The sequence below is a fragment of the Pristimantibacillus sp. PTI5 genome, assembly GCF_048572955.1.
In the GTDB taxonomy this organism is placed as follows: domain Bacteria; phylum Bacillota; class Bacilli; order Paenibacillales; family Paenibacillaceae; genus Pristimantibacillus.
Window position 1 is genome coordinate 1,485,963 of sequence record NZ_CP183886.1, and the last position, 14,781, is coordinate 1,500,743.

Here is a 14,781-nt window from a genome sequence, read left to right on the forward strand (position 1 = left end):
ACCACCTTCCGTATTGAACAAACTCAAAAACTTATGCACTCGTATGAAGAAAGAAGCCAGCCTCCCTTCCCTTAAGGGAGAAGAAAGACTGGCGGCCTTTTAAGAATGCATGATTTCCATAATGATCGTTGTAAGCAGCTTATTAACCTTGCTCTTCGTTTCATTGACAGCCTTATTCTTTAACGCATTTGTTGCTTCTACTTCGTTAATTGAATTAATGGCTTCATTTCTGGCCTGTACGACCTCCATGATCAATTGCGCTTTTTGCTCGTCATCCTCGGCAGCTTTCAACTGCTTCTTAACCTCATCCAGCTTCTCACCCAGCACAGCGGCAATTTTCTTGAACTCTTCCTTAGGATCCGTCTCCACGTCCTCGTTTACGAGCGTTACCTCCTGCTGGAAAACGACTTTCGCAGAACCGCCGTATGGATTAATCAGCGTGGCTTGGATGACGGCCTTTCCTTCGGCAACCTTCTTCGGAATGGATACCTTGCCCCGTGCATCCACCGTAACGTCCTTGCTTCCCGACACCTTTTTCCATCTTAAGAAAGAGGTAGGAAGCTCTGTTCCGAACAGCTTCAGTGTGTATTCATGCTGTCTGCCGCCTGCGGTGACCTTTACGGCCGAAATGACTTCTGACCGGATATAAGCGACAGTCAAGGCATTAATCGCCTTCTCGTCATGCTTCAGCTTCACTTGGAATTGAAGAACGGCTGCACGGACATCCGCCGGTTTGACGCCTAAGTTGGAGAACGCCTCGCTTAGCGCGTAATCATCCTTGTTCAATAAAATCTTGCCCATGGCTTCGGTCAGGACCGCATTGATTTTTTCTTTGTTGCCCAGCAGCTGAGCGAGGTCCTTCGGCTTCATATCCGAAATGATATCGCGAACGGTGCCTTCAACGCCCAGACGCTCATCCCCGTCACCGAACAAGAGAACAAGGAAATCATCCATCGTCAGGTTCGTTACCCCGCCGGCTGCCGCAATGGTCTTCAGCGCCCTGCGGAACTCCGGATTTGTACGGATTGCTTCAAGCTGCTTTGCCTCCGGGTCATACTGGATAGCGCCAACAGCTTGAATGATTTGGAACAAGTTCTTCTTCAGCTCGGCTTTGTCTGCCGATGCCGGCAGATTCGGCTCGATCTTGCTCCAAATCGGATCGATTAGCGCTTGGTCCTTTGCCAAATCAAGCTTCGCGAGCTCATCGCGCAGATCACGGACATCTTGAACATCTGCCGGATCGCCGGCAAGCAATGCCGCATGAAGCTTATTCATCCTTGCCAGAAACGTCTCGGAAGGGAAATGATCGCCCTCCCCCGCCACGGCTGTCAGTGTAACCTCTTTCTCGAAAACAACCTTCGCGGTTCCGCCGTACGGGTTAATGAAAGCGGCCTGAATGACGGCCTTGCCGCTCTCCGCATCCCGCTGCAGCGTAACGGTACCGTTCGTGGCTACCTTAATATCCTCGCTCCCGGAAACTTTGCTCCAACGAAGCGCTTGTGACGGCACATCAACGCCAAACACTTTCAGGCTGAATTTCTGCTCCCGTCCGTTTTCGCTGACTTTTGCGGTTTCGACCGCTTCGGATCGCATAAGCGCTCCGGTCAGCGCTTGAACAGCCGGCTCATCCTTTTTCAGCTTCTGCTGGAAGTTAATCCAAGTCAGGTTAAATTCCTTCGACGTGACGCCAAGCTGACTCATCACGGAGCTGACCTTGTAGCTGCCTATGTCGCTTAGCAGCAGCTCGGTTTTTTGGAACAGCAGATTGGTGACGGCCTGCTTGTTCCCCAGCAGCTGCAGCAGCCCTGTCGGGGACAAGCCCGCTAGATGGTTCCGAATACTGCCTTCCAAGCCGTCGCTAGAGTCTTCCACACCGAAGAAAAACACGAGAAGATCGTCAACGACAAAGCTGGACTCGCCCCCTGCTTTTCCGAGCGCCATTAGCGTTGCCCGATACTCAGGGTTGCTGCGAATCGCCTCTAAGCTTGCAGCTTGTCCATCATAAGGAATGGAAATCACTGCTTTAAAAATTTCGAATAAGCTTGCCTTCAGCTTTGCTTGGTCTGCGGATGCCGGCAGCTTGGCCGACAGCTTATTCCAAATGGGATCGATCAACGCTTGATCCGTCTCAAAGTCCAGCTGAGCCAGTTCATTCCGCAATTGGATAACGGCTTGGATATCAGCCGGGTCTCCGGCAGCCAAGGCGCTTTGCAGCTTTCTCATACGTTCCAGGAACGGATCTACAGGGAACTCCGTATCCGGCTGAACTGAGCCGCTAAGCGTCACTTCTTTCTCAAAAATGACCTTCGCCGCTCCGCCATACGGATTAATCAGCTTCGCTTGGATAACCGCCGTACCGCCTGTCTCATCGTCCGGAATCGTAACTACGCCGTCTGGATGCACGGTTATACTTGAATCCCCGGAAACCTTGGACCATTGCAGGACCGCCGGTAATATATAGGCGCCGAAGACATTCAAGCTATATGTATGCACGCGCCCGTCATAACTGATTTTCACATTCGATTGTGCAGCCGAACGAATATAGGCTACCGTCATTGCGCTGATGGCCGGTTCATCCTTCTTCAGCTTCAGTTGAAATTGCAGAACCGTAGATCTGACATCCTTCGGCGTCACGCCGAGATTTTTCATAATCGCGCTGAACTTATATTGATTGGTTTGACCAAGCAGCTTCTCTGTCGCTTCGAGCAGGACCGCTGTAATTCCTTGTTTATTGCCAAGCAACTGAACGAGCTCTGTAGGGGATTTCTCTGCCAGCAGGCTGCCGATCGTGCCTTCAACGCCTTTACGGCTGCCGCCGTCGCCGAACATGAACACTAGAAAGTCGTCCAGCTTAATATTCTCGTCGCCGCCGGCGGCCGCAATCGTCTTTATCGTTGCGCGGAATTCCGGATTCGTGCGGATAGCCTCCAAATCGGAGGCTTGCGGATCATAACGGAAAGATCCGACCGCTTTGATAATCCGGAACAGGCTTGCCTTTAATTCCGCTTTATCAACGGACGCTGGCAGCTTCGCGCTTATCTTATTCCATATCGGATCAATGAGCTGTACGTTCGCCGCCTCGTCAAGCCCGGCAATTTCATCGCGGAAATCACTAACCTCCTGCAGATCAACTGGATCGCCTGCCGCAAGCGCGGCATACAGTCCCTTCATTCGCTCCAAAAATACACTGGCTGGCAGTTCCGATTCCGCGGCACTTACCGCCTCAGCAAATCCCAGCTTCTCCGAAAGCCCCTTTTGGCTTAGCGGCAATCCGCCTAATGATGCGGCAAGCATCGAGAACGCAAGCGCGGATAAAGTTACCTTTTTTCTAAACGTCATCTCTTTCACCTCTGGTTATAAGTTTGGACTAAAATTGCAAGACTGGCATTTGTTCCTTCACGCCTTGGTTAAGGCTCGGACGGCCAACGGAATAATAAATGAACTCGGTACCCAGCAGATGCTCTTCCTCGAACACGTTGCGCCCGTCAATCAGAATCGGGCTTTTCAAAACCTGCTGCAGCCTGCCAAGGTCAACCCTGGAAAACTCCTCCCACTCGGTCAGCAAGCAGAGCGCATCCGCGCCTTCCGCCGCTTCCATCGCTTCCGAACACCATTCCACGCCGTTTATTTCATAAATCGCGCGGAAGTTGTCCGTTGCGACAGGATCATACGCTTTGACCTTTACGCCGTTATCGACCAAGTGCTGGATAATTTCCGCTGCCGGCGAATCGCGGACATCATCGGTATTCGGTTTGAAAGAAAGCCCCCAAACCGCAATCGTCTTGCCATGCAGTTGGCCATGGAAGATGTTCTCCAGCTTGCGGATCACGTTAAAGCGTTGACCCTGATTCACTTCCACTACGGAACGGAGCAGCTTGAATTCATAATCGACATGCCCGGCGATTTGGATCAGGGCGCTCGTATCCTTCGGGAAGCAGGATCCGCCGTAGCCGATACCGGCTTTTAGGAACGAAGGGCCGATCCGCTTGTCATAGCCCATGCCCTCCGCAACCTTCGTTACGTCCGCGCCGACCTTCTCGCAAATGTTAGCGATCTCGTTGATGAATGATATTTTCGTAGCTAGAAACGCATTGGAAGCATACTTAATCATTTCCGCGCTGCGAATATCCGTGACGACGATTTGCTCTGTCAACGGGATATGCAGAAGGGTCATGACGTCTGCCGCGCTTCGCGAATTCGCGCCGATAATAATGCGGTCGGGGTGCAGCGTATCCTGGATAGCCGATCCCTCACGCAAAAATTCCGGCAGCGAAATGCTGTCAAAGCGTTCGCTCGTATGGGCGCTGATGAGCTGCGCCAGCCGTTCATTCGTTCCGACGGGAACGGTGCTTTTGACCGCTATGATTTTGTAGCCGTTCATCGCTTCCGCGATTTCAATTGCCGCTTGGTTAATGTAGGAAAGATTCGCCTCGCCGTTTGGCAGAGGCGGCGTTCCCACCGCCAAAATGATAATCTCGGACTGACGCACCGCATCTTGCAAATCCGTCGTAAACGTCAGCATGCCCGCTTCCCGGTTCGCTGCTGCAAGCTCCTTCAAGCCCGGCTCATAAATCGGAATGCCGCCGGCATTTAAAATTTCTATTTTTCGAGGGTCCTTATCTACGCATATGACTTTGTTGCCAAGCTCCGCATAACAAATGCCTGACACAAGCCCAACGTAGCCGGTTCCAATAACCGTAATGTTCATGCTTATCTCTCCTTCTATTGAATGAATTATTTATACGGTGCAAAGCTGCAGGATCTCATTCCAATCGAAGGCAAGCCGGACGATATCCTCTTCGATAAGCTCTGTCCCGGTCTGAACTTCGATAATGTCCATTTCGGTTTCCGCCCGCAGGCTGTGCAGGCTTTCTTTGGAGATGGTCAGCACATCGCCCGCTTTAACGAGGAAGCTTTTGCCGTTCAGGACCATAACTCCCTGTCCCGCTACAATCGTCCATACCTCGTCCCTAAGCTGATGGTACTGGTAGCTTAAGTTCCGGCCTGGCGTTACGCAGATCCGTTTGGTCAGCACTTCGTTGCCGTTTGGATATTTCATATAATCCAGCACCCGGTAACGCCCCCAACGTCGTTCCTCGTACATGGGACGCTGATCGGAATGCTTCATCACTTCCTTAATGTATGGACTTGATGCTTTGTCCGATACCAAAATACCGTCCGGGCTCGCGGCTATAATCACGTTCGAGACATTCAGCAGCGTAATGGGAATGTCGAGCTCATTGATGACATGGGTATTGATGGAGTCGCTGGTAATGATGCCTTTTCCGATCAGCGGCTCTTCGATCTGTTCGGTCAGCGTGTTCCACGTGCCAAGATCCTTCCACTCACCCTCGTAAGGCAGTGCCACGATATGATTGGATTTCTCAACAATCTCGTAGTCAAAGCTGTTCTTAGGAAGCTTGCCGTACTGCTTCAGCATCTCGTCGTACTGAATCGGAAGCTCATTCGCGATTAGAATGTTAATGAGAAAATCAAGCTTGAATGCAAAAACCCCGCAGTTCCAAAGCGCAGCCTGCTCGATCATGGCTACTGCTTCTTCTTCGCGGGGTTTCTCTTTAAAGCTGTGTACATTGACGAAAGCTTCATCCGCCGCAGCGGCATTCTCCGGCACGATATAGCCGTATTTCTCGGATGGATAGGTGGGCTTGACGCCCATGAGCGCCAAATCCGCTCCGGATTCATTCAAGACCGCATCAAGCTCCTTCGTTTTATGGAAAAACGATTCCTCAACGAAAGGATCAACGGGCATCACGACAACGGTCTCATTTAGGCTTACGCCCTGTACCGAATATAAATAAGTGGCCGCGAGCGCGATAGCCGGGAAGGTGTCCCTTCTTTCGGGCTCTACGATAACCTCGATTTCATTTCCAAGCTGGCTGTGGATCATATCCACCTGCGGTTTGCTTGTCGCAATGTAAGCATGCTCGCGTAAGCCGGCTTTGGTTATTTGTCCCCATACCCGCTGGACCATCGACTCGCGTTCGCCGTCAACATTTTTGAGCACCTTCAAAAACTGCTTGGACCGTGACTCATTCGACAACGGCCACAGCCGCTTGCCCGAGCCTCCTGATAAAAGAACAATTTTCATAATGAATCCTCCTAAAATGTTTTTATGGAGCATAACGCGTTGGCAGCATGCCGCTGAAAACCTTGCCTCGCATGCTGCTTGATCATTTGTGCGTTGGGTTACTTTTTCATTACCAGCTGGGCTGACTTAATGCCGCTGGTCCAAGTGTTATAGTAATTCGAGTTTTTGCCGTATGAATTATCGAGCAGCGTGTTCGGCTTGTCCATCAGGCAGGACAGGATGTGACCGTGCAGCCTCGAGGTTTGCACGACGCGGTAGCCGCTGAAGCGCTTGACTGCTTTGTCTACCAAATAGTCGGAGTACTTGCCCCAAATAGCTTGCATCGGCAGCGGCACGGCGCTCTTCGTCATCATCTGCCCAATCATCTTGATCGATTTTCTCTCGACTTTGTTGTAAAGGGAAGCCCAGTCGAGGTAATCGCCTCGTCCTGCCAATTCAAAGCTCTCCTGCTCGCTTGTTTTCTCGATGTCGGTCCGGAAGAAGCAGAGCAGCTCCTTGCCGGGGCTGCTTTTCGGTAAAATCGGCCACAGCTGATGCGCCATGTCAGGCGATAAGTACACGCAGCATTGATTGAATTTTTGGGCCGCAACGCCGTAGGACAACGTATCCCTTATAAAGAGATGCACATCCTTGTGGTTATTGAAAATACTCGCGGTCCGGTCATACTCCGCTTCCTTCTCAAAGAAGATCGTTTGCGGCAGCAATACGATGCGGTGGTTCGGATAGTCCTTAACGATTTTCTCGCGCAGCTTCTGATGCACGGGATACAAATCCCCGAAATTCCCGCCGCCCTGCAGGACGATAATTTGATCAACCGGAATAGCCAGCTTGTCCGGAAAATCAAGCACGCTGTAACGTGCCGCAACGCGGATGTGGTTGTCTTTGAAGAACGCCTCTGCTCCTTTCATGATGAGCAGGTCGCCGCCGTTGTTGTATACGGGATAATCGATATAATAAATGCTTGAGCCTGGCGGAATGACCTTCAAGATTTGAAGCAGATGCTTTTTCAAGCCCTCCATCGGGTGTTCGTTCGTTTCCACGTGCATATCAGCGCGCTCCTTTACGTTGTTTTTTGTCTTTCAATCGCTCGATAAGAAACCGGAAATCATTTCGGTCAAATAACATGCCTCGCAAACTTATGTGAAATATAATCCGCATGGAAGCCATTGTTACCGCCAAGCGGATCACTGCTCCTATCAATAAAGCAAGCGCGATTCCATTTAATCCATATAACGGCGTAAACCAGAAAAACAATCCGATCGTTACGGTTAAGGCGATAAGCTGCCTCATGAGCACTAAACCCGGCCGCCCCATCGCATTAAACGAGGAAGCAAGGATCCATGAGCCGCCGCCGAGAATGCATTCGAACGACAGCAGGTAGAAAGCCCCGCTTGCTTCAAGGAAAGGCGCACCGAACAGGATCCCCATTAAATAGCGGCCGATGAACATACTCGGAATGACGACGATCGTCATCAGCAGCATGGACAGCCGGAACGCCCGCCCAACCGTGGCGATAATCGCCGACTTCTCCATGCCGGTCACCTTCGGGAACACCACATTCGTAATCGCCATTTGCACGACATTGAACACCCGGGACAATGCGTAGACGACCGTATACAGCCCGAGCTCCCTAGCCGTCAGCATCGACAGAATGATGATCTTATCGAACTGCGAATACAATGTCCCGAGCAGCTCGACGCCAAAAACCTTGCTGCCGTAGCCAAACAACGCTTTTGCCGCCAGCCGATTGCCGATTCCCTTCAGCCAATCGATGCGCAGCGCGTCCCTTATGCTGTATAAGGACCACAGCACGACGAGCAGGCTCGTGACCAAGAAGACAAGGGAAGCGTTTTGGAGGCTTAGATCGCCGATAGACCAAAGCGCCATTAAACCGGCAAGATTAAACAGCGGTACAAACAAGCGTACGCCGTTATATACATTGAATTTTCCCGTGCTCTGCGCCAAGGCAGAAATTAGGTTAATCGCAAGCAGAATCGGCAGCATCAGCACCGAATACCATCTGGCGATTTGGACGATATCCGCCTGATAGTTGCCCAGCCAGGCCGGCATCCAAATCCAGGTAACGATGCCGACCAGGATGCTGACCGGAATTTGAAAGAGAAAACCCGCTCTTACGAAATCGCCGCCGATTCCTTTGTTTTGCTTCATATTATAAATAAGCGAGGTAGGCAGCCCGAACGAGACAAGTCCTGCCAGCAGCGTCGGCCAAAAAAGGATTGCCGAGAACTCGCCTTTTCCGACGACGCCGAACATGCGCGCCGTCACGATTGAGGTCAGCGTGCTGATGACCATGACCAGAAGATTCGTTGCGCTGGTGCGCATAATCGTTTGGACGAGTCCATTGCCCTTCCAAGCCTTTGAAATGGCGAGCTGTGCCATAGCTTTCCGTCAACCCCTACCGTTGTAGCGCAGGATGCCGACCAGCGATCCGTTGCGGTAACATATTTTCACGACCTGGCGAATGAATCTCTTAAAATTGAAAATCGACAGCAAGGATGTTCCGATGGCCTGCACCATCCGGATGACATGCTTCACGATAGCAAACAAGCTTCTATCCTGCCTCTTCACCGCATCGCTGACTCCCTGCCAAAAGATCCGCTTCAAAAACCACTTTTTGGTCGTCCGCTCCTTCGCGATTTTGTGCTGCACGGACGCAAACGGAGTGTAGAACACCGTGTACCGCTCCCGTATTCTCGCAATCAGTTCGCTTTCCTCGCTCGACAACAGGTTTGTTCCAACGCGGCCGAGATCCTCGCGAAAAGGCTTGAAATGCTGGAAGACGCTGGCCCGAAAGGCCACGTTGGCTCCGTATGGAATCGCCGGCGCTGGCATCTCCTTCACCGTGTCCGCATAATCAAGAATGGTAAAAACCGACCGGTGCTCCTCCGGGATCCAATCCGGCTCCGCCGCTTCCCAGATCGGATCAATCCTGCCGCCGACGCATCCGATTGCCGGATTGCTTTCGAACATTTCCACGATATGCTGCACCCATCCGGCGGAAGCCAGCGCATCGTCATCCAAGAAAAGAATGTACTCGCCCTTCGCTTCGCGAATCGCCCGGTTGCGCGCAACCGATAAGCCAAGCTTGCTCTCGAGAATATAGCGCACCCTGGAGCCATGCAGTTTTGCCAGCGCGCCGACGACTTCTGCGGTATTATCCGTTGAGCGGTTGTCGATCACGACAATTTCAATTTGTTCCCTATCAAAGCTTTGCGCCAGCACGCTCTCTATTGCTTCTCCCGTATCCTTGGCCCGGTTATGGGTGCAGATGGCCACTGTTACTTTCATCCTTTATCCCCATCCTTGGTATACTTTTTTTATCCGCTGCGCGATGGCGCTCCAATCGAGCTCCCTCAGCACCTCTTCGTACTGCGGCGTTCTTTGTTCTCTCTTCACGTTAAGCGCTGCTTTCATGGCATTTTCCAAGCCGTTGTAATCGGTTGGATTGTATCGGACCACCATGTCCTCTTTAAAATACTCGTCAATAAAATCATTGTCCGGCATCACGATCAGCTTCCTGAACGATAGCCCGAGTATCGCGGAGCCCGAGGTCGTAATTTCCTTGTAAGGCATAACCATCACATCGACCGCGCTAATGAGATCCGCTACCTCTTCATTTGGAATGAAGCGCAAATCCAAGTGAATATTGCCTTTGTCTTCGACATGCTTCAAATAGGATTCCATTTGCTTGTCCGCTTTGCCGGCGATAATCAGGTACGCTTGCCTGGACTTCGTCGCATTAAAAGCTTCGATTAAATCCTCTACGCCTTTATAAGCTTTGATCGCGCCCAGGAACAAATAAACATCCGCATCCTCGCTAATGCCGTAAGCTTTTCGGAAATCGATTCCCTTGGACTTGTACACCCCTAAATAGTGGCCGTGCTTCACCACGAACAGCTTGCTAGCCGGCACGCCGAATTCCATCATGACCTTTCGCTTGATCGATTCGGAGGCGACCAGCAGCTTGCTGCAAAATTTACATATCAGCTTGCGCATGAAGCGCTCCATCGCCGGGTAGGTGACTTGATGCGGGTACAAGTTATGAATCGTCCACACCAGCTGCACTCTTTTCACCTTCAAGTAAAGCATCGTCATGACAAAAATGAACGATTTCACCAGGAATAGCAGCAAATTGCGATTCTGATACGCATGATGCATCCAGTGAATATGAACGATGTCCCCTGCTTTCGTCCCGCCGACCTGCAGCATCAGCTTGCCATGCTTCAAATCCTTCACTTCCATGCCTGCACCGCTCAATGAGTCCGTCAATAAATCATTATAAAAATTGAGCTCACTCGATTTTGGCCACATCCATACCTTCATTGTCCTACGCTCCCTAACTTTGCCAGAATCATTGCCGCCGGATATTCTTCAAAGCCTTGCCGCGCTTCTCTCAGTTGTATCTGCGAATCCATTCATTCGTTACCTGGAGCTCGCGAATAACCTTAGCCGGAGTCCCTCCTGCCAGCACATTTGCCGGAATATCCCGCGTTACGATGCTGCCTGCCGCAATCACCGAATTCGGACCTATGGTCACGCCGGGCAAAATAACGGCTCCGCGTCCGATCCATACGTTGTCGGAGATCACGATATCTTTGCTGCGCGACTGGTCCTCCATATCAACGGGGTGAAAATTCGTATCGATAATATTTACCATCGGGCCGATGATCGTATTGCTGCCAATCCGGATCGATTTGGTGCAGCCGATGTCTAATCCGTAATTTAGAAACACGTTATCGCCGATCAACAGCTCTGCCTGTTTCTCGACCGTGACGGATGAAGGCAGCGGCTTCGCGTGAAAGGACACGTTGCGTCCGACGACGAAACGCCCTTTGTTCCGCAAGGTCAGCTTTCCTGCGATTCGGCCAAGTCTTCCTGCTTTGCTTGTCTTGATCGGCAGCACGGCGGCTCCTTTCAATACGGCAAGCAGCTTGCCGAAGCTAATCTGACTGGATGAGATACTCATCGGAACCCCCCGCTGCTTCCGGCTTCATGTTAGGCGTGAGCAGCCTGCGGTAAGTGGATTCCACCTTGCGCGCGATCGTGCTCATATTGAAATTTTGCATGACGCTGGCATAGCCTTGATCAGACAGCTCTTGATAGTCAACATCTCCGTCATAAACCCGCCGGATCGTCTGGTAAAGCTCTTCAACGTCGCCGTCCTTCACGATAAAGCCGCCCTTCGTTTCATGGATGATTTCCGGCGCGCCGCCGGAATCCGCCACAATGACGGGCGTTTGGACCAGCATAGATTCGATGATGACTCTGCCAAACGGCTCGTTCAGCGAGAAGTTGATCGTTAGATCGCATTCCTTCATCACATCGAGCGGCTTTTTGCTGTAGCCGTAAAACACGACATGATGCTCAAGGCCGTAAGAGAGCACCTTCTGGATCATCTCATTGTAGTAGCCCTCCGAGCCGTCAACCGAAGCATCTCCCACAATCAACAGCTTCCAATTGCGGCGCTTGCTGTCGGCCAGCTTCTTAACGGCCTCTATCATGAGATGATACCTTTTCCATTCCACGATCCGTCCGAACGTTCCGATAACGAGCGTATCATCCTCCATAAAGGTCCGGCTCTTCCTCGTAAGCGCAAGCTCCGGATCAACGCCGTTATAGATGATCGTCTTATTGCTGCCCTGAATCGCATTCGCGACAAAATGCGAGATGCAGATCACCTGATCGAAAAAGCGGGGCAGCACCTGATTGAACATCTTCAAATGCGTATAATCGCGGTGATGCCAGATCAGCTTGCTCTTGGCCATAAACTTCAGCGGAGCGGTATACCATGGTGCCCGCCAGCCGTTTGCGTGGACGATGTCGATCCGGTTTTTCCGTACGAACGACTTGATCTTCAGCACCGTTTCCAAGTAGCCTAAGCCAAACTTTTGCTTAATGCTGCTCAGCGTCAGCGGGAAATGTACGTAATTTGCCCTGATTTCGCCAAGGTACGTCGCATCTTCCGGGCTTAATAAGAAAATATTGTGCTTCGTCGTATCCAAATAGTTAATCATATGGATGAGGCTTTGCTCCGCGCCTCCCTTCTTATCCGCATGGGTGACAAAAAGGACGTTAATTTTCCGATTGCTCATTTACAGCACCTGCTTTACTTGATAACTGGTATTCAGGGACTGAATAAAACCCTTCAGCACCTCTTTATGGTTATAATGCGTGCGAAGGAAGCTCTGGGATGATTCGAGCAGCGCCTTTGCTTGCTGCGGATGATCGAACAGCTGCTTGATTTTTCCGTAAAACTGCTCCGGACGGTCCGCGATCATAATATGCTCATTGTCCACAAGCCCTGTCCCTTCATAGCCGATGGAGGTCGATATGACCGGCAGGCCGTTCTGAATCGCTTCGATCGTCTTCAGCTTCACCCCTGCGCCGTTCTGCATCGGATTCACGAATAAATATCCGCTCCGATAAATGTCGTCCAAGCTCTTCGGCGTGTCATGAACGACTACATTCGTCATATCGTACGCGTCCAGCCAGCTAAGGCTCTGCTTTCTGCTGTTGCCCGCGATGATAAATTTGTATTCCGGCTCCTTCAGCATCAGCGGATGAATATGCTCGAGATACCACTGAATGGCCTCTCGGTTATTCGGCATGAACAAGGATCCGATAAAGACGACATGCTTGCTTTGAAAATCACTCGCCTCGAATTTTGCATTCGTCACCGGCGGAGGCAAAAACAAGCTTTTTGCCTTGGGATTTTGCTTTTGGAAGGTTTCAAACTCCTTGCTGGAGATAAACAAATATTTATCCACCTTCTCCAGCATTCTTTTTTGCAAAACCGTGAATTTGCTGCTCTCCATGTGGTAATACATTTTATGGACCATGTTTTTGGTGCTTCTGGCGAGCGCTTTGAAATAAACGGCTTCATCGTTATGCACTCTGAGGATCACCGTGTCATGCTTGATTTTCGGATTTTGCAGCACCGGGTAAACGTAATCGCCCTCAAGCAGCACGTAATCGTAATCGCCTGCCAGCTCGACATTCTTCAGCTCGCTCCGCGACTGCACCTGCATCGGAATGACATGCAGCAAATCCGCGAGCTTGCTTCTGCGGTCACAAAGCGTAATTTCCTCTACATAATCGTAAACGGCCGTCATTTCTTCTTTTGTCGGCATTTGCTTGCCGCACACGAGCAGATGCAGCTTCCAGCCAAGCTCGGAGAGCACCTTAATCCGGCCCCATGTGTCGACTCTTCCGCCATGGTCGGCGGGATATGGGAAATCACTGCACACGACAAGCATTTTCATTTGACTACCCCCGACCTATTCGATGTTTGAAATTCGTTTTTGCCAAGAAAGAGGCTGATAAAAGCAAACAGCAGCCAAATCTCGTACTTAATCTCCAATGAAACCATGAGCATGGAAAATAAAATGAACACAAGCGCTAGAAACAGGATAGAGCTGGATTTCACTTTAATGATCAGGTTTTTGGCCAGCAGATAGAAGAACAAGACCGAGAACAATCCGCCAAACATGACCCATTGGAAAAAGCCTGATTTGACGCCTAAGTTTTTATCCGAGCCCGAATATTGCAACAGCTCCCCCGCATTAATCTGGCTGACGCCAAATAGATTGTAATAAAAATGGGACATCATGCTGATTGAATCATTCACATACTTATCGAAATACATGAGATACGCTCCGGTCCCAACCCCCAGCGGATTGTGAAAGACGGTAATCAGCGAAATAATGATCGTACCCATTCGCGTGTAGGAAGATGTGTAGTTTTCGATGTCATTGCTGAACGAGCTGACCAGTCCCGCTGAAAAATTGGTTATAAACATGTACATGGCCAGGACGACGGCGATTAGTAAAAAGAAGTTTTTCTTTTTGCGGAAATCCAAAAACTTGACCATGGTAACGACGAGCGTCAGCAAAATAATGATCATAAATCCCTTCGAGCCGGTAATAAAAACGTAAAACAGAAAAAAACTAGCTGCATACAGAATGGACAGCGTCTTTGCGAAGCCTTTTAAATATTTGGTTAAATACACCATGATGGATGCGTATACGACGACAATCGAGCCCGTCGTGCTGCTCTCCGAGGTCAGCATCCTTACCCGCCAGTAGGGGTTATTCCCCGAATGCAATCCGGCAAAGGCGTTTGGCATGCTCAAAAGCTCCAAAATCATAATGACGGTTAGCAGCGTGACCACCGCAAGAAAGCAGCCGTACAATATTTTGAAGCTTTTTATTTTGGAAAAAACGAGCTGCATGTGTCTGATGTAGAGCAAAATCAGCACAAAATAAACCAGCACCTTAATCCCTTTGCCAAGCAGTCCCTCCGAGCCGAAGCTGTAGCTTCCCTGCAGAAACTGCACAAGCAAATAAACGATCGTAATTAAGCTTAAATAAAGGATAAAGCCGAATATATGCTTTTGAAGCGTCGAGCCGTGCATCACCCGTTTGTGCTTGGCCAGCAGTCCGATCTCGCAAAAGACAAAAAGCGGAAACAACAGGATGATGGGCGATCTGCCGATTTCACCGATGATATTGACTAAGGGGAAATCCTGATAAACGGTCAGCACCAGCAAAATGATGAGATAAATCGCCAGAAAAACCTGTTCCTTCTCCGTTCTTTCAGCTGATTTTTTCTTAATCATTGGATAACTCTGCAAGCTTTGGCTCATTTTCTCT

General features: G+C 50.4%; 11 protein-coding genes. All 11 read right to left on the reverse strand.

Annotation, left to right across the window (positions count from 1 at the left end):
• Window positions 1-99 precede the first annotated feature (99 nt).
• The 11 genes from ACN6MW_RS06860 to ACN6MW_RS06910 all read right to left on the reverse strand — a co-directional run bounded on the left by ACN6MW_RS06860 (window position 100) and on the right by ACN6MW_RS06910 (window position 14,774).
• Window positions 100-3,339, reverse strand: a complete 3,240-nt coding sequence (locus ACN6MW_RS06860; RefSeq protein ID WP_419874788.1) for a hypothetical protein — start codon at window positions 3,337-3,339, stop codon at window positions 100-102.
• Window positions 3,340-3,367: 28 nt separating this feature from the next.
• Window positions 3,368-4,708, reverse strand: a complete 1,341-nt coding sequence (locus tag ACN6MW_RS06865) for a UDP-glucose dehydrogenase family protein (protein ID WP_419874789.1) — start codon at window positions 4,706-4,708, stop codon at window positions 3,368-3,370.
• A gap of 30 nt (window positions 4,709-4,738) precedes the next feature.
• Window positions 4,739-6,109 carry a sugar phosphate nucleotidyltransferase gene (locus ACN6MW_RS06870; protein ID WP_419874790.1) on the reverse strand — a complete coding sequence of 457 codons (1,371 nt, stop codon included), beginning with the start codon at window positions 6,107-6,109 and terminating at the stop codon, window positions 4,739-4,741.
• Between the two features lie 98 nt (window positions 6,110-6,207).
• On the reverse strand, window positions 6,208-7,155 hold the full coding sequence (locus tag ACN6MW_RS06875; protein WP_419874791.1) for a polysaccharide pyruvyl transferase family protein: 948 nt from the start codon (window positions 7,153-7,155) through the stop codon (window positions 6,208-6,210).
• Window position 7,156: 1 nt separating this feature from the next.
• A complete protein-coding gene (locus tag ACN6MW_RS06880; RefSeq protein ID WP_419874792.1) occupies window positions 7,157-8,509 on the reverse strand; it encodes a lipopolysaccharide biosynthesis protein in 1,353 nt (450 codons plus the stop codon).
• Window positions 8,510-8,518: 9 nt separating this feature from the next.
• Window positions 8,519-9,418 carry a glycosyltransferase gene (locus ACN6MW_RS06885; protein WP_419874793.1) on the reverse strand — a complete coding sequence of 300 codons (900 nt, stop codon included), beginning with the start codon at window positions 9,416-9,418 and terminating at the stop codon, window positions 8,519-8,521.
• 3 nt (window positions 9,419-9,421) lie between these two features.
• Entirely contained in the window at window positions 9,422-10,453 is a 1,032-nt protein-coding gene (locus ACN6MW_RS06890; RefSeq protein ID WP_419874794.1) for a glycosyltransferase family 4 protein, read from the reverse strand.
• Between the two features lie 70 nt (window positions 10,454-10,523).
• Window positions 10,524-11,096 (reverse strand): DapH/DapD/GlmU-related protein, encoded by a 573-nt coding sequence (locus ACN6MW_RS06895; RefSeq protein ID WP_419874795.1) that lies wholly within the window; start codon window positions 11,094-11,096, stop codon window positions 10,524-10,526.
• Window positions 11,071-12,222 (reverse strand): glycosyltransferase, encoded by a 1,152-nt coding sequence (locus ACN6MW_RS06900; RefSeq protein WP_419874796.1) that lies wholly within the window; start codon window positions 12,220-12,222, stop codon window positions 11,071-11,073. The genes ACN6MW_RS06895 and ACN6MW_RS06900 overlap by 26 nt, the downstream gene beginning before the upstream one ends.
• Window positions 12,223-13,392, reverse strand: coding sequence for a glycosyltransferase family 4 protein (locus tag ACN6MW_RS06905; RefSeq protein ID WP_419874797.1), 1,170 nt, complete (start codon window positions 13,390-13,392; stop codon window positions 12,223-12,225).
• Window positions 13,389-14,774: a hypothetical protein gene (locus tag ACN6MW_RS06910; RefSeq protein WP_419874798.1), complete on the reverse strand. Its 1,386-nt coding sequence runs from the start codon at window positions 14,772-14,774 to the stop codon at window positions 13,389-13,391. Before ACN6MW_RS06910 ends, ACN6MW_RS06905 begins: the two co-directional genes overlap by 4 nt.
• Window positions 14,775-14,781 lie beyond the last annotated feature (7 nt).